17 protein-coding genes and 1 pseudogene are annotated in these 20189 nt (G+C 65.8%); 9 read left to right on the top strand and 9 right to left on the bottom strand.

Translation table 11 applies throughout. The features are described 5' to 3' along the window. Positions 1-5: 5 nt before the first annotated feature. Positions 6-971, bottom strand: coding sequence for an asparaginase (locus JDV76_RS07690; protein WP_198736257.1), 966 nt, complete (start codon positions 969-971; stop codon positions 6-8). A gap of 231 nt (positions 972-1202) precedes the next feature. On the opposite strand from JDV76_RS07690, the gene JDV76_RS07685 reads away from it, so the two are divergent. Further along, positions 1203-1808, top strand: a complete 606-nt coding sequence (locus JDV76_RS07685; protein ID WP_198736256.1) for a WKL family lipoprotein — start codon at positions 1203-1205, stop codon at positions 1806-1808. A 92-nt stretch (positions 1809-1900) separates the two neighbouring features. Here JDV76_RS07685 and JDV76_RS07680 read toward each other — a convergent pair whose 3' ends face one another. Beyond that, positions 1901-2959: a hypothetical protein gene (locus JDV76_RS07680; RefSeq protein ID WP_198736255.1), complete on the bottom strand. Its 1059-nt coding sequence runs from the start codon at positions 2957-2959 to the stop codon at positions 1901-1903. A 68-nt stretch (positions 2960-3027) separates the two neighbouring features. Here JDV76_RS07680 and lspA point away from each other — a divergent pair, with 68 nt between their 5' ends. From lspA to JDV76_RS07665, 3 genes are read left to right on the top strand one after another with little or no spacing between them, the layout of a single operon-like run. After that, on the top strand, positions 3028-3561 hold the full coding sequence (gene lspA / locus JDV76_RS07675) for a signal peptidase II (protein WP_198736254.1): 534 nt from the start codon (positions 3028-3030) through the stop codon (positions 3559-3561). Beyond that, positions 3558-4487, top strand: a complete 930-nt coding sequence (locus JDV76_RS07670) for an RluA family pseudouridine synthase (protein ID WP_198736253.1) — start codon at positions 3558-3560, stop codon at positions 4485-4487. The genes lspA and JDV76_RS07670 overlap by 4 nt, the downstream gene beginning before the upstream one ends. 26 nt (positions 4488-4513) lie before the next feature. Then, on the top strand, positions 4514-5086 hold the full coding sequence (locus JDV76_RS07665) for a hypothetical protein (protein WP_198736252.1): 573 nt from the start codon (positions 4514-4516) through the stop codon (positions 5084-5086). Here JDV76_RS07665 and rarD read toward each other — a convergent pair. Further along, positions 5073-5963, bottom strand: a complete 891-nt coding sequence (gene rarD, locus JDV76_RS07660) for an EamA family transporter RarD (protein ID WP_198736251.1) — start codon at positions 5961-5963, stop codon at positions 5073-5075. The genes JDV76_RS07665 and rarD overlap by 14 nt on opposite strands. A gap of 140 nt (positions 5964-6103) precedes the next feature. On the opposite strand from rarD, the gene dnaE reads away from it, so the two are divergent. Continuing rightward, positions 6104-9661: a DNA polymerase III subunit alpha gene (gene dnaE / locus JDV76_RS07655; RefSeq protein WP_198736250.1), complete on the top strand. Its 3558-nt coding sequence runs from the start codon at positions 6104-6106 to the stop codon at positions 9659-9661. Here dnaE and JDV76_RS07650 read toward each other — a convergent pair. From JDV76_RS07650 to JDV76_RS12595, 6 genes are all read right to left on the bottom strand, one after another. Then, the gene (locus JDV76_RS07650; protein ID WP_198736249.1) at positions 9658-11082 is read right to left on the bottom strand and encodes an ABC transporter ATP-binding protein; all 1425 of its coding nucleotides are present in this window, start codon (positions 11080-11082) and stop codon (positions 9658-9660) included. The two genes, dnaE and JDV76_RS07650, sit on opposite strands and share 4 nt — an antisense overlap. Continuing rightward, complete coding sequence (locus tag JDV76_RS07645; RefSeq protein WP_232958967.1) at positions 11082-11927, bottom strand: ABC transporter permease; 846 nt, start codon at positions 11925-11927, stop codon at positions 11082-11084. Before JDV76_RS07645 ends, JDV76_RS07650 begins: the two co-directional genes overlap by 1 nt. After that, entirely contained in the window at positions 11924-12862 is a 939-nt protein-coding gene (locus JDV76_RS07640; protein ID WP_267173631.1) for an ABC transporter permease, read from the bottom strand. The genes JDV76_RS07645 and JDV76_RS07640 overlap by 4 nt, the downstream gene beginning before the upstream one ends. Continuing rightward, complete coding sequence (locus JDV76_RS07635; RefSeq protein ID WP_198736248.1) at positions 12859-14382, bottom strand: ABC transporter substrate-binding protein; 1524 nt, start codon at positions 14380-14382, stop codon at positions 12859-12861. The genes JDV76_RS07640 and JDV76_RS07635 overlap by 4 nt, the downstream gene beginning before the upstream one ends. Positions 14383-14418: 36 nt before the next feature. Next, the gene (locus JDV76_RS07630; RefSeq protein ID WP_198736247.1) at positions 14419-15510 is read right to left on the bottom strand and encodes an FAD-dependent oxidoreductase; all 1092 of its coding nucleotides are present in this window, start codon (positions 15508-15510) and stop codon (positions 14419-14421) included. A gap of 374 nt (positions 15511-15884) precedes the next feature. Continuing rightward, positions 15885-16100 (bottom strand): hypothetical protein, encoded by a 216-nt coding sequence (locus tag JDV76_RS12595; RefSeq protein ID WP_232958965.1) that lies wholly within the window; start codon positions 16098-16100, stop codon positions 15885-15887. Here JDV76_RS12595 and JDV76_RS12920 point away from each other — a divergent pair. The 4 genes and pseudogenes from JDV76_RS12920 to JDV76_RS07615 form a co-directional block, all read left to right on the top strand. Continuing rightward, positions 16029-16550: pseudogene (locus JDV76_RS12920) on the top strand (ABC transporter transmembrane domain-containing protein); the annotation flags it as partial. The gene JDV76_RS12595 and the pseudogene JDV76_RS12920 overlap by 72 nt on opposite strands. 122 nt (positions 16551-16672) lie before the next feature. Continuing rightward, positions 16673-17737, top strand: coding sequence for an ABC transporter ATP-binding protein (locus tag JDV76_RS12585; protein WP_248140793.1), 1065 nt, complete (start codon positions 16673-16675; stop codon positions 17735-17737). A 5-nt stretch (positions 17738-17742) separates the two neighbouring features. Then, positions 17743-19524 (top strand): ABC transporter ATP-binding protein, encoded by a 1782-nt coding sequence (locus JDV76_RS07620; RefSeq protein WP_248140795.1) that lies wholly within the window; start codon positions 17743-17745, stop codon positions 19522-19524. After that, positions 19502-20149: a hypothetical protein gene (locus JDV76_RS07615; protein WP_198736245.1), complete on the top strand. Its 648-nt coding sequence runs from the start codon at positions 19502-19504 to the stop codon at positions 20147-20149. The genes JDV76_RS07620 and JDV76_RS07615 overlap by 23 nt, the downstream gene beginning before the upstream one ends. The last annotated feature ends 40 nt before the right edge of the window (positions 20150-20189 follow it).

The following is a 20189-nucleotide window of genomic DNA, read 5'->3' as shown; positions in this document are numbered from 1 at the left end:
CCAGATCAGAACAAGGTTGCCGGATGCCGCCCGGAGGCGACCGCGATCGCGAGCAGGACCCGTGCCTGTGCGGAACGGAAATAGGTTGATCCCACCGCGCCGAGCGAATTCAACGTTGCACCGCCGCCGGCGCCACCGTAGCTACCGCGGACCTCACCACGGGGTACCCGGGTGCTGATCACGACCGGCAGGCCCTCACGCAGTGCGTCGCCCACCCCTGCGGCGAGCCCGGTACCGATGTTCCCCGACCCCATCGCCTCGATGACGAGGCCGTCCGCGCCCGCGGAGCGAGCCGAGTCGACGAGTTCCCGTGGCGCCCCGGGGTAGGCGTGGATGATGTGGACGACAACGTCCGCGAGATCAACCGCGGGAACGGGGTCCGCCCGCGTGGGTTCCTCGGGGGCGTTCGTCGCGAACGCGAGCTCATCTGTGGTGTGCCATTTCATCGCGCCACGGGCGGGCAGAACGGCCCTACCGAACACGATGAGGACCCCGATTCCGCGGGCGGTCGGGGAGGTGACGACATTGACCGCATCCAGCAGATTCAGCGGGCCATCCGCATCGGGATGGTCGTGGGGGAGTTGTGCCCCGGTGAGCACCACCGGCCGGTCGTCCGCGTGGAATGTGTCGAGGGCGACAGCGGTCTCCTCCATCGAGTCCGTACCGTGGGTGACCACCACCCCGGCGACATCCGGGTCGGTCAATGCCTCATCCACCGCGCGTCGGATCTCGTCGATATCGGTGAAGGTCATCGAGGATGAGTCCAGGCGGTTAAGGTCCCGGACGTCGAATGTCACGTCCGCGGCATCGAAGCGGGCGGCGACCGGTGCGAGGAGATCGGATCCTGCGACGGTGGGGAGAAGAACACCGTCCTGGTCTGTGGTGCACGCGATCGTCCCGCCGGTGGTGATCACCACGATCTTCTTCGGGGAGTTGTCGGGGGAACCTGCTTGTCGGTGCTGCTCGTTCATGAGAACAAGACTGCCATATTGGATAGTGAAACCAGTGGAGTATGACTGTTTCCGGAGAACCGTACGCAACCCGCGTAACTTCTGTTTACATCAGGCACACTGTTAAGATCAGTGCCGCGTACGCCCGCCACGGGGATGCGCCGCGCGGGTCGCTGGGACACCCGGCTCCCGAAGCGTCCGACCGTGGACATCGAACGAGGTACCGGGCGTCCTACCCCATGAGGAGACAACGTGAACATTCGTACCCACCTGGCCCCCGCAGCAGCGGTGGTCGCAGCCCTGTCGCTCGTCGCCTGCTCCGGAGATGACGAGGCAGCGGACAACACAGCCACTTCGGCGTCCTCCAGCACAGCACCGAGCTCCGTCGCGGCGCCGACTCAGGAGCAGCCGACGGCCGAGGAGCTCAACGCCATCCTCGCCACGGCGACCAACCCCGACGCGTCCGTCGAGGAGAAGATCCGCACCGTCCAGGGCGGGGAGAACGCCCCTGAACTTTTCGAGACGATGACCCGTTCCAAGCAGGAATCGGGCGCCGACTTCCAGGTGGTTCCCCCGGTTCTTCCGGGATACGAGAACGGCACCGTCCTCGCCACCGTGAACTTCACCCTCCCGGACCGGCCGAGTCAGGTCGCCGAGAACGTCGAGTTCGTTTACGTCGACGGAACATGGCAGCTCTCCCAGAGCTGGGCGTGCACCCTCATTACGAACACCGTTCCCCCGGAGCAGGTCCCGCCGATGTGCCTCGAGGAAAGCACCGGGGCAGCGCCCGCCCTTGACCCGGCGGCACCCGCGGAGGATCCGGAGGCGGCACCGGCTGCGGAAGCTCCGGCCCAGTAGCGGATCAGTGGCACCTTAACGTCGACGGTGCCACCACCAGGGCCCGGCCGCACCTTCAACTAAGATGCGGCCGGGCCCTGGTGTATCCGGGATCAGTCGAAGTAGACCGCTGAGTGGCTGTCCTGGACGACCCGGATCTCCGAGTCGTCACCTGCGTAGATGATCCGGGTGGTGAAGACGATGCTCCCGGACCGTGGCAGTGGATCGTCGAGATCGATTTCCAGGTGCCCAGTAGAGGAGGTCTCCGCACTCTCGACGCGCAGCTCGCCGGCAGACCCGTCCGCGTCGGCGGGCGGGAGGACGGCGTCGAGGGATAGTGCGCCGATACTGGGACGCTGGTCCACCTCGACGTCCAGCCCCACCGTCCTCCCGTCGAGCTCGGTGAGTGTGTAGGTCATGGTCTGCAGCATTGTGGTCGAGCCGGTGATCCGGCTCTCGACGGTCCACCGGGCGCCCGGCCCCACTGGTTTGTCGGGGAACACCACCGCGAGGGTGACGAGGTTGCCCAACCTGGTTTCCATTCCGGCTCGTCCGATGTCGGAAGCGGAATCCGGGGCGTACAGCGACATCGTGACCGGCTTGCCCGACGGGGTCGTCGCATAGCTCACGGTGAACCCGTCGGCCCCCGCGAGCTCGGCGTCCCAATCGATGTCGGGGTCGTCCCCAGACTTCAGAGCCGCCTCACCACCGGTGAATCGGGGCGCCGTCGCCACCACCGTGACCTCCCGGGTCGCGCCGGTGTCACCAGCGGTGACGCTCTCGCCATCCACGGGGCGGACGGTCGCCGTCGCGGCGATGTCCAGAACCGGGAGATCGTTAGGTTCCGCCGGAGGGTGGGATTCCGTTCCGGTACCGGAGTCGATGAGCGTGGTGAAGCCTCCGCCGAGTCCGACGGGGACTTCCTGCATCGGTGCATCCGTATCCGGGACAGCGTAGGAGAGAACCTGCTCGGCGGATCCCTGATCGAGGAGGGTGACGCGGGGCGGATCGAGGTCGATGCGTACGGTGTCACCGCTGGTTTGGCCGCCCGACTGCGTCGACGGGTCCGGGCCGGTGTCGCCGCCGGAGCAGGCTGCGAGTGTGCTCGCCGCCACGGCGGCGACGCAGAACATGCGGATACGGCGTTTCGTCTTGCTGGGGGAGAGTCTCACCCCGTCAACGGTACCGCTACCCGGGCCGGACGGCGATCGAGTGGGTTTTGCGGCGGTTTTGGGGGAAGATGGTCAGCGTGACTGACAAGGCGACTGACAAGGCGAGACGAAACAAGGGATGTCTGGTGTTCACGATCGTGGTGATCGTCGTTGCCGCAGCCGTGGACCAACTTTCCAAGGCCCTGATCCTCGCCGGAATGGAACCCGGCGAGGTCGTGCCACTCATCGGCGACTGGTTCCGGTTCCACCTGGTGTTCAACCCGGGGGCGGCGTTCTCCTTCGGAACCTCGTTCACGTGGGTGTTCACCGCCATCCAGCTGATCTTCGTCGTGGGGATCCTCTGGCACTCGCCCCGGGTGGACGGGCGGCTCGCGGCCCTCGGCCTAGCACTCGTTGCCGGCGGTGCGGCCGGCAACCTCACTGACCGGTTGTTCCGGGACCCCGGATTCTTCGTCGGGCATGTCGTCGACTTCATCTCGGTGGGGGACTTCGCGGTGTTCAACGTGGCGGACTCCTGCATCACCGTCGGGGTCGTCGTGTTCCTCCTGTCCACGCTGCTGGACGCCCGCGCCGAGTCGCGGGCCACGGAGGTGGCCGCATGACCCGCCCCTCCCGCCAACTCCCCGTCCCGGACGGCCTCGCCGGAATGCGCGTCGACGCTGGACTGGCGAAGCTCCTCGGACTGTCCCGCACCACGGTCGCCGACCTTGCCGCGGCCGGTGACGTATTCGTCGGTGGGCGTGCGGTCGGGAAATCCGACCGACTGACGGCCGGGGACTGGCTCGATGTCACGCTGCCCGAGCCCGAGCGCCCCCTGCTGCCCAGGGAGGAACTCGTCGAGGGCATGGACATCCTCTACTCCGACGACGACATCATCGCGGTGAACAAGCCCGTCGGCGTCGCCGCGCACCCGACCGTCGGTTGGGAGGGGCCCACCGTGGTGGGTGGACTGGCCGCCGCCGGTTTCCGGATCTCCACCTCGGGACCACCGGAACGCAAGGGCATCGTGCAGCGTCTTGATGTCGGTACCTCCGGGGTCATGGTCGTCGCCGCCAGCGAGCGGGCCTACACACACCTCAAGCGTGCGTTCCGGGACCGCACCGTCACCAAGACCTACCACGCGCTCGTGCAGGGCCACCCCGATCCGTCGACGGGCACCATTGAGGCGCCCATCGGCAGGCATCCGTCGGCGGGCTGGCGGTTCTGCGTGCGCAGCGACGGCAAGCACTCGGTGACCCACTACTCGACGATCGAGGCGTTCCGTGAGGCATCGCTCCTCGACGTCCACCTTGAGACCGGCCGCACCCACCAGATTCGGGTTCACTTCTCCGCGCTGCACCATCCCTGCTGCGGCGACCCGATGTACGGCTCGGACCCGAATCTCAGTAAACGGCTGGGGCTCGACCGCCAGTGGTTGCACGCGGTGTCTCTCGGGTTCATCCACCCCGCAGACGGCCGGGCGATGGAGATCGTCTCCCCGTATCCGAATGACCTGCAGCACGCGCTGGACATCCTGCGCCAGGCATAGAAGACATCGGGAGGCAGGTAGTGGGCATGGACGTGGATCGGATCCGGACCGGTGTCGCGGTGATCAGCATTGCCGCGCTCTTCGGGACTGTCGCCTGGCTGTCCACCTCGGACCGGGTAGCGAAACCGATGCCCGTCAACGGCGACGTCCTCGGACGGGATCACGGTGAATCCCTGGACGACTACCGGGAACGGGCCGCAGAGAGTCTCGCGGCGGCCCCGGATGATGACGAGGGATTCGCTCTCGTGACATTTTACGACCTGCAGCCCGCCGCCGACGCCGCGAGGATCCTCGAGCAAGCCGACATCGGGCGGGTCAACGCACTCGTCCTGGATGGTGCGGTCCCCGTCGCGCTGCCTGAACCCACCGGCGCGGAAGGGCGGGAAGATGTCTTCGACCGCACCCTGAACCTCATTGACCACTCCCTCGGTGACGGCGGTACTCTGCCCGATCGACGGTTGCGTGGTGTGGTCGTCTGGGACGACGGGACGGTCCTCCGCATCCTCGCGGAGGAACCTGAGGTGCTCGCGGTCGAGGTGCTGCCCCCGGACGCGGCGTGGGGCCGGATCGGGGTGCGGCCGGTGGTCAGACCGGAGTGACATCCTCCACGGCGGCAGCCCCGCGACGTCTGGACCGCTGCTGCGCCACGAGGTCGCCGAGGTAGATCGCCACCGAGACCCAGATGATGCAGAACCCCACCCACCGCACGGGGGAGAGGGTTTCGTCGACGATGAGCACTGCCCACAGCATCTGGATCGAAGGGGTCATGTACTGGAGCATCCCGATCGTCGCCAGCGGGATGCGGCTGGCCGCCATCCCGAACAGCAGCAGCGGCACGGCGGTGACGATCCCGGTGCTCATCAGCATCAACGTGTGGCCCGTGCCGTGGCCGGTGAAGGTACCCCCACCGCGGATGCCGAGGAACACCAGGTACCCGGCTGCGAGGGGGAGAAGGACGAGGGTCTCGCCGGCGAGTGAGGCCGCCGCCGGGACACCAACCCGCTTCTTCAGCAGCCCGTACGCTCCGAAGGTCACCGCGAGCGTCAGACCGAGTAGTGGCGGCTCGCCGCCGATGATCGTGAGGATGAGCACCGCGACGACCGCGATCGCCACCGAGACCTTCTGCGCTGGGCGCAGCCGCTCCTTCAGGAAGATCATGCCCATCGCAACACTGACGAGGGGGTTGATGAAGTAGCCTAGAGCCGCCTCCGATACATGTCCGGTGTTGACCGCGATGACGTAGACCAGCCAGTTCAGTGCGATGAGCACCGCTGCGCCGGCGATGGTCCCCCAGGTCCTGCGGTCCGCCCGACGCAGAACCGGGATGCCGCGGGTCACACCGAGGACGAGGAACATCACGAGCGCGGTCCACACGATGCGGTGTGCCAGGATCTCCAGCGGCGAGGCGGGTTTCAGCAGCGGGAAGTAGGCGGCGAAGGAACCCCAGAGCAGGTAAGCGAGAACCCCGAATATCATTCGGAACACACTACCCGTGTCGGCTCCGGTAGCCCACGGATGTCCCGTGGATCGGCGAATGACACCGTTGTCACCCACGGGGTGGGGCCGTGACCTGGGGCCCTCGCCGGGGCCCCTCCCGGCGGATAGACTAAGCGGCCATGAGCGGTTCCTCCTTCGTACACCTGCACAACCACACGGAATACTCCATGCTCGACGGCATGGCCAAGGTGGACCTGCTCGCCGAGGAGGTCACCCGACAGAAGATGCCTGCGGTCGGCATGACCGACCACGGCAACATGTTCGGCTCGGATGCGTTCTACCACGCCATGACCGATGCAGGCATCAAGCCGATCATCGGGATCGAGGCCTACCTCGCCCCGGAATCCCGGTTCAACAAGCAGCGTGTCCGCTGGGGAGAACCCCACCAGAAATCAGACGATGTCTCGGCCTCCGGCGCGTACCTGCACCAGACGATGATCGCGGAGAACGCCGCCGGGCTGCGCAACCTCTTCTACCTGTCCTCGATGGCGTCCTACGAGGGGCAGCTCGGCAAGTGGCCCCGCATGGACGCCGACCTCATCGCGGAGAACGCCACCGGCATCATCGCTACGACCGGCTGCCCGTCCGGCGATGTTCAGACCCGTCTGCGCCTGGGGCAGTTCGACCAGGCTCTCGAGGCCGCGGCGATGTGGCAGGACATCTACGGCAAAGACAATTATTTCCTCGAGCTGATGGACCACGGGATCGACATCGAGACCCGGGTCCGGCGCGAACTACTGGAGATCGGTAAACGCCTCGACCTACCGCCGCTGGTGACCAACGACTGCCACTACGTCGTCAAGGACCAGGCCAAAGCCCACGAGGCGATGCTCTGCGTGCAGACCGGCAAGACTCTGCACGACGAGGACCGGTTCAAGTTCGGCGGTGACGGCTACTACATCAAATCCGCCGAGGAGATGCGCTCCATGTGGGATGACACCGTCCCAGGGGCCTGCGACAACACCCTGCTCATCGCGGAGCGGGTCCAGGACTACAGCGAACTGTGGACGCCGCACACTCACGACCGCATGCCGATTGCTACGGTTCCGGACGGGTACACCCCCACCTCGTGGCTCACCCACGAGGTGATGGGAGGACTGAAGGAACGTTTCAACGGTGGTCAGGTTCCGCAGGAGTACCTGGATCGGGCGACCTACGAGATCGATGTCATCGACGGCAAGGGCTATCCCTCCTACTTCCTCATCGTCGCGGAGCTGATCAAGCACGCCCGCTCGGTGGGAATCCGGGTCGGGCCAGGTCGAGGTTCCGCAGCCGGTTCGTTGGTTGCCTACGCCCTGACGATCACCAACATTGACCCCATTGAGCACGATCTGCTCTTCGAGAGGTTCCTCAATCCGGAACGTCCTTCCGCGCCCGACATCGACATTGACTTCGACGACCGTCGCCGGGGTGAGATGATCCGATATGCGGCGGACAAGTGGGGTGAGGACAAGGTCGCGCAGGTGATCACCTTCGGCACCGTGAAGACGAAGCAGGCGCTGAAGGACTCCGCCCGCGTGCAGTTCGGTCAGCCCGGTTACCAGATCGCCGACCGGATCACCAAGGCCCTGCCTCCGGCACAGCAGGCCAAGGACATCCCGTTGTCCGGGATCATGGATCCCTCGCACGAGCGCTACGGGGAGGCGCAGGAGGTGCGCACCCTCATCGAGAACGACCCCGACGTGCGCGCCATCTACGACACCGCACGTGGTTTCGAGGGCGTCATCCGCCAGGCCGGCGTTCACGCCTGCGCCGTGATCATGGCGAGTGTCCCGCTGCTCGACTGCATCCCGATGTGGAAACGTGCCCAGGACGGCGCGATCATCACCGGCTGGCCCTATCCCTCCTGCGAGGCCATCGGCTTGCTGAAGATGGACTTCCTGGGGCTGCGCAACCTCACCGTCATCGGTGACTGCATCGAGAACATCAAGGCCAACCGGGGTATCGACATCGACCTCGAGGCACTCACCACCGATGATGAGGAGACCTACAAGCTGCTCGCCCGCGGCGACACCCTCGGCGTGTTCCAGCTCGACTCCGGCGGCATGCGCGAACTGCTGAAGCGGATGGAGCCCACCGGCTTCGACGACATTGTCGCCGCTCTCGCGCTCTACCGCCCCGGCCCGATGGGAATGAACGCGCACTGGGACTACGCGGACCGCAAGAACGGGCGCCAGCCAATCACCCCGATTCACCCCGAGCTGGAGGAACCGCTCAAGGAGATCCTGGAGGACACCTACGGTCTGATCGTGTACCAGGAGCAGATCATGCGTATCTCCCAGAAACTGGCGAACTACACCGCCGGCCAGGCCGACGGATTCCGTAAGGCCATGGGTAAGAAGAAGCCCGAGGTGCTGGCCAAGGAGTTCGTGAACTTCCAGGCGGGCATGCGTTCCAACGGCTACTCGGATGAGGCGATCAAGAAGCTCTGGGACACCATCGAGCCGTTCGCGGCGTACGCGTTCAACAAGTCACACGCCGCCGGTTACGGTCTGGTCAGTTTCTGGACCGGGTATCTCAAGGCCAACTACACCGCCGAATACATGGCCGCTCTGCTGACCTCCGTCGCAGACAACAAGGACAAATCGGCGATCTATCTCTCCGACTGTCGTCACCTCGGTATCCGCGTGCTCTCCCCGGACGTCAACGAGTCTCAGCTCACGTTCCAGTCCGTTGGCGAGGACATCCGCTTCGGTCTCGGGGCGGTCCGCAATGTCGGTGCCGACGTCGTCGAATCCATCGTGAAGACCCGCAAGGAGAAGGGCACGTTCGCGAACTTTTCCGACTACCTGGACAAGATCGAAACAGGCCCCTGCTCCAAGCGGGTCACCGAGTCCCTCATCAAGGCCGGCGCCTTCGATTCCCTCGGGCATCCTCGTAAGGGGCTGATGCTGATTCACGAAGAGGCCGTGGACTCCGTCATCACCACGAAGAAAGCGGCGGACAAGGGTCAGTTCGATCTCTTCGCCGGTCTCGGGGGAGAGGACGAGACCTTCGCCAACGCTTTCGCGGTGCAGGTTCCGGACGAGAAGTGGGAACGCAAGCACGAGCTCGCCCTCGAACGCGAGATGCTTGGCCTCTACGTCTCCGGGCACCCGCTCGACGGGTTCGAGCAGGCACTGGCCGCGCAGACCGACACCCCGCTCACGACGATCCTCGCTGGGGAACTGAAGAACAAGGCCGAGGTCAAGATCGGCGGGATCATCTCCGCCGTCGACCGGCGCTTCTCCAAGAAGGACGGTTCCCCGTGGGCGATCGTCACCGTGGAGGACCACAACGGGGCCTCCGTGGAGCTGCTCGTGTTCAACAAGGTCTACGCACTGGTCGCGCCCCAGATCGTGGAGGACAACATCATTCTCGCCAAGGCCCACATCTCGATTCGGGACGACCGCACTAGCCTGTTCTGCGACGACCTGAAGACCCCGGATCTCGGGCCGGGAAACGGCGCCGGGCTTCCCCTGCGGCTGACGTTGCGCACCGACCAGTGCACCATGCCCACCATCGCGAAGCTCAAGCAGGTGCTCATGGCGAACAAGGGCGACTCGGACGTGTACCTGAACCTGGTTGACGGCGATGAATCAACGGTGATGATCCTCGGGGAGCATCTGCGGGTCAACCGTGACGGCAACCTCATGGGTGACCTGAAGGCCACGATGGGGCCGGGGATCCTGGGTTAGCTGGCGATAGTCGGTGGGACACGGTCGTCGGAGACACGCACCACCCGATCGGCGAGTTCCAGCAGCTTTGGATCGTGGCTGGCCGCGACCACGCAGGCTCCCCGCTCACTGCAGTGGCGCAGCGCGGTAAGAACCAGCTCGGCGCTCGCACCGTCGAGAGCTGACGTCGGCTCGTCGGCCACGAGGACGTCCGGCTGGGCGAGCAGCGCCGCCGCCACGCAGACCCGCTGTCTCATGCCTCCCGACAGGTCACCGGGTTTCACCCGTGCGACATCGACGTCTCCGAGATCGAGCATGGCGAGGACAGCGTCGATCTCTGCGCGTGGTGCCCCGGTGACACGAAGTGCCCGGGCGACCGGCGCAGAGGGATTCAGCGCGAGTTCCGACTCCTGCGGTATCCAGGCGAAACACCTCCGAACCGATCGTGGTCGTCGCCTCGACACGGGGGCGAGCGGTGTGCCGTCGAGGTCCACGGATCCGGTCCGGGGAGGGAGCAGACCGAGCAGCGTGCGCAATAGCGTCGATTTCCCTGATCCTGAGGGTCCGGAGATGACGGTGAGACATCCGTGCGGTGCGGTGAAATCGACGGGGACGGTCACTGGCCCTCCGGCCCATCCGACGGAGAGACCGGTGGCTCGGAGACCACCGTGGGTGGGCGCCGGGGAATCAGTGACCGTGGTTGTCTGATCCATCAGATGCGTCAGGTCTCTGGTGGATGTGATGGCTGGAGATGCTGGCCCGGCGCGGATGATGCCCCGTTCGAGGTGCACCGTGCGGTCCGCCAGTGCCGCGGCCACCTCGGTGTCGTGGGTGATGATCAGTGACGTGGCTCCGGTGCAGGCGACGGCCCTCCGGATGGTGTCGATGACGGCGGCAACGGAGGCCGTGTCGACGCCGGCGGTGGGTTCATCGACGATGAGCAGTTCAGGTCCGGAGGCTATTCCCGCGGCCACCCCCACCCGGCGCCGTTGTCCACCCGATAGCTGGCCGGGTGTCCGGTCGAGGATCTCCGCGGTGTCGCCGAGTCCCATGTCGGACAGCAGTTCGCGGATCCGGTCGTCTCCCGGGCGGGCGCTTCCAGCTCCCAATGCACGTCGTTGGCTGATGATGTCGCGGACGGACATCGTGGGAGGGAGTGCCGCCCCCGGGTCCTGGTCAACGTAAGCGGCACGTCGTAGGAAAGCCCGCCGATTGCGTCCGGACAGTTTCAGGGGGTTCGTGCCGCCACAGGAGATGTCACCGGCTGTCACGGTCAGTCCCCGGGGTATGTGCCCGAGAAGTGCGTGGGCGAGTGTTGTCTTTCCAGTCCCTGATCCACCGAGCAGCGCCGTGATTTCCCCTGCGTCCATCCGGAGGTCCACCCCGTCGAGCACCGTGCTTGCCCGTGCGCTGACAGTCAGCCCGGAAACGATGATGTCCATCAGCGTCCACTTCCGGTGATGATGTCGATCAGGATCGCCGGTGGGGTGGTGAGAGCGATGATCAGCAGGACCGGGGCTGCCGCCGCCCACGGGTTCAACGCCAGCCCGGACAGGGCTTCCGGAACCATCGAGGCCCAGGTTCGGGTGCCGGTACCGACCGTCGCACCGAGGAATGCTGCGGTCGCCGTCAGGAACACCACGCCCACGTAACGGATGCCGAGATCGGCGAACAGGGCGCGACGCATCGCGGGGAGGACGTCACCGATGACGACCACAGGAAACGGTACCCCTGTGGCTCGCCGGACTTCGACATACCCGGATGAGACGACGGGTTTCGCCGCGGCTTCCAGATACCGTGAGGACAGGGGAAGAGAGAGGATTACGGCCATGAGGGTGACACCGGGAAGTCCGACTCCGTTCGCCGAGATGACTGCCAGGAGCATGATCATCGGCGGGACGACGAGCAGCGTGTCTGTCAGGAATCTGATCCAGGGTCTCAGCCGGGGGCACAGAGCGGCCGTTAGCCCGACCGCGGTGCCTGAGATGGTCGACGCCGCTGCAGCCAGGGCAGGGGGAATCACCAGGACCATATTGCCCATGCAGAGTCGTGCGAGGACATCTCTGCCCACACGGTCGGTACCCAACGGATGACCCGGTCCCGGGGCGGTGAAGGGGCGGGCGACGGGCTCCGCGGGATCAGGAAGCCCGAGAACATGGGCAATCAGAGGACCGGCGAGCGCGGTGAGCACCGCACCCGCCCAGACTGTCAGCAGGAGCACGGAGAACATCACCGTGGCGGTCCGGCGGTCAGCTCTGCGGGGACCGTACGGCACCGGTGATCTCATGGTGACCCTACATCCGTGATTTTCTGGTCCGCGACCAGGAAAGCGGCCATCGTGATCACCGCGAGGAGCACGGTCACGGTTGCTGTGGCTTCGGCCTCCCGGTTCGCTATGAGGTTCGCCACCAGCGTTCCGATTCCCGGGAATCCGACCACGTTCTCTACCACGACGGTCCCCGTCACCGCGTACGGAATGGTCGCCGCGCAGGCTTGGGCCACCGGTGCGGACGCCGCGGGCAGCGTGTGCCGCATCAACACTGCGAGTGGGTGCATACCGGAGAGCCGTGCCGCGGCGACGTGGGGGAGCACGTGCGCGTCGGCGACCGCAGCGCGGACCATGCGCTGCAGCCAGGCGCCGCCGGTGACGGCGATACCCAGTGCCGGCACGAACAGTCCCTCGGGCCTGTCCAACGGGGTCCCGCCCGGTGGCACCAGCGATACGGCGGGGACAAGATGCAGGATGCCCGACAGGATGACGAGGAGAAGGGTCGTGGTGGCGAACTCTGGTACCGCGAGTGTCGCCTGTGCACCCGTGGACAGCCCCATGTCCCTGGCTGATCTGGCCGCTGTCCCTGCAGCGATGCCCAGGGTGCATCCCAGGATGACAAGCAGTGGCCAGGCGAACGCCACGAGAATCGCCGAGTTGCGGACGGGGATTTCGATCGCAGACCACACTGAGCGCCCGGACCCGTGGAGTGTCCCGCCCTCACCGTGCAGCAGTCCCCCCCACCAGGAAAGGAGCTGGTGGATTGCCGGTTGGTCGATTCCCATCTGTGCGCGTAATTCCGCGATCCGTTCGGGGTCCGGTGTGTGCACCGCGACCGTCGCCGCATCTCCCGGTAGCCATACCATGATCAGGAAAACGACTGACCCGGAACACAGAACCACAGTGGCGAATCGGATTACGGTGCGTACCGCAGTGGGTAGTCGCCGGATCACGCCGTGAATACGGGAACTGAGTAGGACACCGGCACGGGCGGGACCCCCTCCCCGAGACCGTTGACGGAGTTGGCGAACGCCCAGATAAGGTCGCCGCCTTCCCGACTGACTGTTGTGGCCAGGGTCGTCAGCATTCGCTGGCGCTCCGACTCATCGGTCTCCGCGAGTGTCGCCGAGAGTCTTTCATCCCACTCTCCGTCGGTCCCGAACCCGGACAGGTTGAACACCGCCCGAGAGCCGGTGATGAACGTGAGGGATGCGAGGACGGAACGGTTGACGAGGTAGCTCGCGAACATGGGGAGCTCCTGCAGCGCAGGTACGTCGGCGTAGTAGGAGACGGGATCACGTTTGTCGACGGTGACGGTAACACCGGCGTCCCCGAGCTGACGGGCGATGAGATCGGCTCCGTCGTTCATTCCGGGAACCAGGTCCGCGGTGAATAGCGTCAGCTCACGGATGCCTTTCTCCGCGAATATGGCGGCGGCTTTGCCGACGTCCCGCTTCGGCGGGGTGAGTTTCTCCGGGTAATCCGCGAAGCCCAGACCCGGAACGTCGGCGCCCGGTTCACCGGCGCCGTCGAGTGCCTGCGCGACGAGTTCCTCACGGTCGATCGCGATCTTCACGGCATGCCGCACCTCGGGGTCGTTGAAGGGGGCCACGCGGGTGTTGAGCACGACCAGGAGCGGACGCGAATCGTATGGGCCGGGTATCCAGACCATGCTTTCGTCGAGTGTGCGTGCCGCGGTGGGCGGAAGGTTCAGAGCCATGTCCACCGCACCGGACTCGACGGCCCGCGTGCGTGCCGCCGGATCCGCGATGACCTGTATCTCGAGGGTTTCCGACACCCGTCTGTCGGCGGGGAAGTGTGGGTTGGCGTCGAGTGTCCATCCCTGCGCGGAATCCCCGGCGCCGAGAACATACGGACCGGAACCGATACCGGTGCCGGGGTCGCCGTCTTTGAACACGAGGCTTGCCATCCCGAGCACCGACTCGATGAAATCAGCGCGCGGGCGGGCCAGTCTGAATGTGACCGTCCGGTCATCGACGATCGTGGAGGCTTCTGTGTCGATGTCCGCGATGATCGCTGCCTTCATCGGGTCTCGGGTGGTGAATGCCACGGATTTCATCACGTCATCTGCGGTGACGGGGCTGCCGTCGGAGAAAGTCGCGCCTTCGCGGATTGTCACGGTCCACTCGGTGGCGTCATCGTTTGACTTGACGGTGTCGGCGAGCTGGTACCGCGCGTCGGAATCCGTGTGGATCACCAGGGACTCGAACACCGCGTAGATCGCGGCCCAGGTCGCGGTCTGCAGTGCCTTGCTCGGGTGGACTTCTTCACCGGGGCCACCTGTCGCAGCGACCCGCAGGGTCTTCAGGACAGCCTCACCGGTTGCGCTGGAATCTGTCGAAGCGCCACCGTTGGCGTTGTTGCCGTTGTCCGAGCATCCGGCGAGCCAGAAACTGGTTGTGGCGGTCGCCGTCGCTGTGGCGAGAAACTTGAGGAAGGTACGTCTGTGCACGTGATTCTCCTTGTGGATCGGGTCGTCGGAGGGAGGTCATTCGGTGGAGTCGCGGAGGATGAGGGGAATTTCGCCAGTGGCTGTCGGGAGGGTGAGAGATGTCTCAGGGAGGACGGGAGGGGCCGGGATACTGGGTCTGGCGAAGAACAGGTCCTGGTCGGCCCAGATCGCCGCGAGCTGTCCCTGTGCGGCTGCCTGGGTGACGAAGGTCATCGGCTCGGGTTCGCCTCGGCGCACAGCGCCGTCGCCTGCGGCGAACACCTGTGGGACCGAGGACCGTTGATGGGCGTCGGTGAGGATGCACGGTCCCTGCATCTGCAAACCCAGCATTTCCCCGAGCGGGGATCCGGCTGTCGTCGGTGGTGTGGCGAAAATCGTGTCGGCGCGGATGGTGTGCCCACCCGTCGTTCGCACGCTTACCGCATCCGAGTCACCACTCATCGTGCTGACGGTGTCATCGATGAGGCCTACCCCGCCATCTGCCAACGCCTCTCGGAATACGTCCGGCACTTCCGCGGCGTCGACGATGATCCGGACACGATCAGATATCCGGTCCCGCAGGTACAGGGCCTGGTAGACGGTCCGGATGACCGGGACTCCCGGAACCGGCACCACCAGTATGTTCGTGTCCCTGTTCTCCCATCCGTGGCAGTAGGGGCAGTGGCTGGTCCAGATACCGTGTCCTCGGTCGAGGCCATTGATCAGGGGGACGCCGTCGGCGTCCCGGGTGACGTCCCGTTGGCCGGTCGCGATGATGAGGCGTCGTGCGGTGATCCGTCGGCCGTCGGAGAGTGTCAGCGACACCGTGGGCTCCGTGCGACCCTCGCCGTCTTCCGTGTCGAGGTGTGCCGCTGTGACGGTTGAACGGAGGTAGATGACGGTGTCTAGGCCGGAGATGTCGGCGAGCGCTCGGTCACGGATCTCCGTCGGTGGGGTGCCGTCGAGTCCGAGCAACATGTGTGCCCCGGTGGAGCGGGCGTTGCGGTAGTCACCTGAGTCGATGAGGAGGACGCGTCGACGTTGCCGGCCCAGCACCAGCGCGGCTTCGAGTCCGGCGGCTCCGGCCCCGACGACCGCGACCTCGGTGTGGTGGTCCGCGGAGGGACGGGGACGGGACGGTGTGTTCATCGGGGGCTCCTGACATTGAAGAGTGTGACGGAGAGACAGAGGAATGCAGGTGGCTCCGGCTCCGTGATCGGGTGTTTTTCCGGCTCCGTGGCGGATGGGGACACACGGCACGCCTAGCTCAGTCGAGGCTTGGCTATGGGCGGGCCTGATCTCACGACGGGTGGTGTTGGAATACATTACCATTAGTTGGTGGTAGGGATTTTCAACTAGGTTTCGCAAAATCCATCAGTTAATCCGTGGTTGGCGTTTGGGGTAACCGGAGTAGCGGCATCCGGCCGGGAGGTCCGGCGCTGGTTGCTATCGCCACGGGGACAAACACGAAGAACGACATGGAACACACGAAAAGAGCATGACGTCATGAGTATCGAGAAAGATCAGTCCCCCGGCGGCGACAACAGGGTGGACTCGACTTCTGGGCTGCGCCCCTGCTTCTCGCCCGGTACCTCGCCGGGCGGACCGCTCAGCTTCTCGGCGCGGTCGCGCTGGGGATCGCCGCGGGATTCGGTGAACTGCTCTCGGTGTGGGCGATCTGGCGGGTCGTGGTCGTCATCGTCGACGGTGACGGGGACCCGGCGACCGTGTGGCGTCACGTGGTGCTATGCGGGGTCGGGGTCCTGGGGCGGGCGGTGGCCTACTCCGCTGCGACAGCTCTGGCACACCTGGTGGCGTTCCATACGATCGCCGAAATCAGGCTCGCCCTGGGCGGAGCGTGGGTGAGGCGTCCGGTCGGTGAGCTCCAACGGAGGCACTCTTCGACGGCCAAAACCCTCGCGCTGGACAGCTGCGAGAAAATGGAGTTGTTCATCGCCCACGTCATTCCAGAGACTGCTGCGGCCGTGACCGTGTGGATCAGTGTGACCGTGTGGCTGTTCACTGTCGACTGGCGGATGACCGTGGCTGCGGTGGCGCTCGTACCCGTGGCCTTCGCGACGATGTTGCGGGCGATCCGCGGCAATGGACACCGCATGGGCCGGTGGCTCGAGGCGAGAACCGCAATGGAGGCCGCGGTGCTGGACCTGCTGACCGCACTGCCCGTCATCAGGGTATTCAACAGGACTGGGGCGGAACACCGCCGGACCACAGACACAGTCCGTGAAAACGCCCGGCTGCAGTCCGAGTGGGGGCCGCCTTCGTCAGGTGGGGATCCCCGTTCTCGAGTCTCGTGGCATCCACCGTCCTGGTCATCACCCCGGTGGGAACGTGGCTGTTGTACACCGGCGACCTCACCGTCTCCGGGTTTCTGCTGTTCGTCGTCATCGGACCGGCCTACCCGGTCCCACTCGTCACAGTCTTCCAACGCATGGTCGCGCTGCCGATGCTCGCCGCCGGTGCGACCGCCATAGAAACCGAATTCGCCGCCGACCCGGACACCGGCAGCCACCGCGCCACAGGGACCCGAACCCGGGTGCCGGGAGACCTCCGGCCAATCGCCGTCGACTTCGATTCGGTGTCCTTCTCTCACGAACCCGGATTGGAGGTGCTCCACAATCTCTCATTCCACGTTCCCGCAGGTTCGGTCACCGCCATCGTCGGTGACTCCGGAGCCGGAAAATCTACGGTCATCGAGATGATAGCGGGCTTCCACACCCCGGATTCCGGAAAGATCCGACTAGGTGGCCGCGCAGTCGACGAGATGGAACCCGGCGAACTGTCGCGCCATGTCGCGGCGGTGTTCCAGAAGCCGTACCTCATCGCCGGTTCCATCCGCGACAATATCTGCCTCGCCCGGCCCGATGCCGACGACGCCACCGTCGCCGCGGTGGCACATGCTGCCGCCGTCGACGGATTCGTGGAAGGCCTGCCGGAGGGGTTGGAGACCGTACTCGGTGAATCAGGTGCCGGGCTATCCGGGGGACAACGCCAACGCATCGCCATCGCCCGCGCACTGCTCGCCGACCGACCCGTACTCCTTCTGGATGAGGCGACGGCGGCCACCGACCCGGACAACGAGGCCGCCGTGCACCGTGGTCTGAACGAGCTCACCCGTGGGCGCACCGTCATCGTTGTCGCACACCGGCTACACACGATCCGCCACGCGGACAACGTCATCGTCCTCGACGGGGGCACCGTCGCGGAACAGGGCACCCACGATGAACTCATCGCGCGTGGCGGTAGATACGCCGTCCTGTGGGGCGCACACACCGTTCCGGCCGATGTCGCAGCCGGGCGCGCCGGAACGACACGCCCGGACCACGGCGCAGGTATGCGCCGGGAGGATCAGCTGTGAACGGGGTGGCGATTCTCTGGAGGCACGCCGGTGGCGCCAGGTGGCGGGTGCTCGGTGGAGTTACAGCCCGAATCGCGCAGTCGCTGTTCCTGGCCCTCGGGTTCTATGCGGCGGTCACAGTCATCATGGTTCTCGCCACCGGTGGGATCATGCATGGTGATCACGTGACGCAGGTCGCGGTGCTCTCAATCCTCTCATTGTCCGGGCAACTGGTTATGGGGTGGCTCGCCGCACGATTGTCGTGGCTTGCGGCCTACGAGGTGGTCGCCGAACTGCGGATCGCGGTACTCAACCATATCGTGACCCTCCCACAGACTTCACTCGGCGGTCGTACACGCGCGGACATTTCCGCCCTGGTGACCAGTGACACCCAGACCGTCGAGGAGTTCCTCTCCGATGCGCTACCCCGCACCGGGCAGGTGCTCGGCTTTCCGCTGGCGGTGATCGTCGTCGTGTTGTTCCACGACCCGGTTCTCGCACTGGCGCTCGCCGCGCCGATCATCGCTGTCTGGCCCGTCATGGCAGTGAGCGGCAGGCGGCTCGCCGAGCTCGGTGATGAGCGACAGGGGAAACAAGCTCATGCGGCTTCGGCGATGATTGATCTCGTGGCCTCGGCACCGGCGCTGTGGCTCTACGCGGGTGAACAGCGGAGCTTGTCCTACTACGGCCGTGCGGTGAACGCCTTTCGTGAGGTGTCCGTGAAAATGGTGCACCGATTGGTCGTGCCCTCCGGTGCCGCCGGGCTCGTCGTCCAGACCGGTCTTCCCCTGATCCTCGCGGTTGGAGGTTGGCGGCTGACCCACGGGGAGGTGACCGACACCCGTGTTGTTGTCGCAGTGGTGGCGACATTCGCGGTCGGCGTCTACCAGCCGGTGCACGGGGTGCTGGCCGCCGGCGAATCCTGGCAACTCACCCAGGCTGCGATCAGGCGGGCGGTGGACGTTCTGCGGCTCCCGCCGCTCCCCGCACCCCGGCAACCCCGACAGCCCTCCGACAACGGTGTGGAACTCTCCGGGGTGAGCTACACCTACACAGACGGTGTCCCGGCCCTCCGGGAGGTGAGCTTCCGTGTTGCCCCGGGAACGACCACCGCCCTCGTCGGACGCTCAGGTAGTGGCAAATCGACCCTGCTGTCCCTGATCGACAGAGGGGACGACCCCGGGGAAGGCGTGGTCCTGATCGGCGGAGTCGATGTCAGAGACATGGACACAGCCACCCGGTGCAAGACGATCACCCAGGTGTTCCAGGACATCCATCTGTTCCCGGGCACCGTTGCGGACAATATAGCGGTCGGCAACCCGGGGGCCTCGCGGGACCAGATCATCGCCGCCGCCCGCACCGCGCAGGCCCACCGGTTCATCACCTCACTCGATGACGGGTACGACACCGTCCTAGGGGAAGACGGTGCAGGACTGTCCGGTGGGCAGCGTCAACGACTGTCCATCGCGCGGGCTGTCGTCAGTGACGCGCCCGTCGTCCTTCTCGATGAGGCGACGGCCTCCCTCGACCCGGTGAGTGAAGCTGCCGTTCTCCGTGCGCTCGACGAGCTGTGCCGGGAACGGACGGCGATCATTGTCACACACCGACTGTCCACCATCGTCAGGGCTGATGACATCGTCGTCCTCGAGGGCGGTCAGTGCGTCCAGCGGGGAACTCACCGGGAGCTGTTGGCGGCAGGTGGGGCATACGCCCAACTGTGGGCGATGCTCCGCGAATCCGAGACCTGGGCCCTGAACCGGGGGAGCGGAGACGCGGATTCGGCTGATGGTGCCGCCGTCGCGTACTGAAACCCTGCACTCCGGTGCTCCGGAGACCGTGGTCCTCGGCGGTGCGGCCTGCCGTCGACTTTCGGGTCGGCGGTGGCGCGAGGAGCAGAGCGAGAAGATCGGTGAGCGGTCCCGTAGAGGCCGGGAACTCGACCGGAGCCTGCCCGAGGTTGACCGACTCCTGCTCGGACGGTGGGGACCGACAGAACCCGAACCGGTCGACCGACGGTGGGAGCCGACCTGGATCGTGACCCCGATCCTGATCACCGTCGGCGGCGCCCTGGATCCGTCACCGTCCACAGGTGACCCGAAAAAGCGGGCACACTGTGACTGTAGATCACGGGACCGTCGGCAACTGAGCCATCACTGTTCTGTAGCGGATGCCGACCACCCGCTATCCCGCGTTGCAGGATCGGTGCACCAGGCGGGACCCCGCACCGGGGCGTGGTGGGACACACCACGTTGGACGAGGGAAGGGGACGTCATGGTCTGGTTCCTCGTGCTGGTGGCCGTCGCTGTGGTCGTTATACCGATACAGGTGGCTCGGGCCAGACTGAACGGGAAGATGGACGACCACGACCCCGGGGTACGTCGTTCCGCGCAGGATGACCCGCGCGACATCGACCGTGGCCGGATCGGTTTCTAACCCCCGGTTCCCACCGGCCCGGCATCGGTTGTTCCAGTGC

Origin of the sequence: Corynebacterium marambiense (genome assembly GCF_016342275.1) — a bacterium.
Classification (GTDB): Bacteria; Actinomycetota; Actinomycetes; order Mycobacteriales; family Mycobacteriaceae; genus Corynebacterium; species Corynebacterium marambiense.
The sequence above is the reverse complement of the archived record's forward strand: the minus strand, read 5'-3'. Positions and strand labels throughout refer to the sequence as shown.

Bases quoted from the DNA above. Each gene is read 5' to 3' on its own strand.
- JDV76_RS07645 (WP_232958967.1), bottom strand. From the start codon at position 11,927: ATGAGATCACCGGTGCCGTACGGTCCCCGCAGAGCTGACCGCCGGACC.
- JDV76_RS07690 (WP_198736257.1), bottom strand. From the start codon at position 971: ATGAACGAGCAGCACCGACAAGCAGGTTCCCCCGACAACTCCCCGAAG.
- JDV76_RS07670 (WP_198736253.1), top strand. From the start codon at position 3,558: ATGACCCGCCCCTCCCGCCAACTCCCCGTCCCGGACGGCCTCGCCGGA.
- JDV76_RS07630 (WP_198736247.1), bottom strand. From the start codon at position 15,510: ATGAACACACCGTCCCGTCCCCGTCCCTCCGCGGACCACCACACCGAG.
- JDV76_RS07665 (WP_198736252.1), top strand. From the start codon at position 4,514: ATGGACGTGGATCGGATCCGGACCGGTGTCGCGGTGATCAGCATTGCC.
- lspA (WP_198736254.1), top strand. From the start codon at position 3,028: ATGGTCAGCGTGACTGACAAGGCGACTGACAAGGCGAGACGAAACAAG.
- dnaE (WP_198736250.1), top strand. From the start codon at position 6,104: ATGAGCGGTTCCTCCTTCGTACACCTGCACAACCACACGGAATACTCC.
- JDV76_RS07650 (WP_198736249.1), bottom strand. From the start codon at position 11,082: ATGGACATCATCGTTTCCGGGCTGACTGTCAGCGCACGGGCAAGCACG.
- rarD (WP_198736251.1), bottom strand. From the start codon at position 5,963: ATGATATTCGGGGTTCTCGCTTACCTGCTCTGGGGTTCCTTCGCCGCC.
- JDV76_RS07615 (WP_198736245.1), top strand. From the start codon at position 19,502: ATGGTGCCGCCGTCGCGTACTGAAACCCTGCACTCCGGTGCTCCGGAG.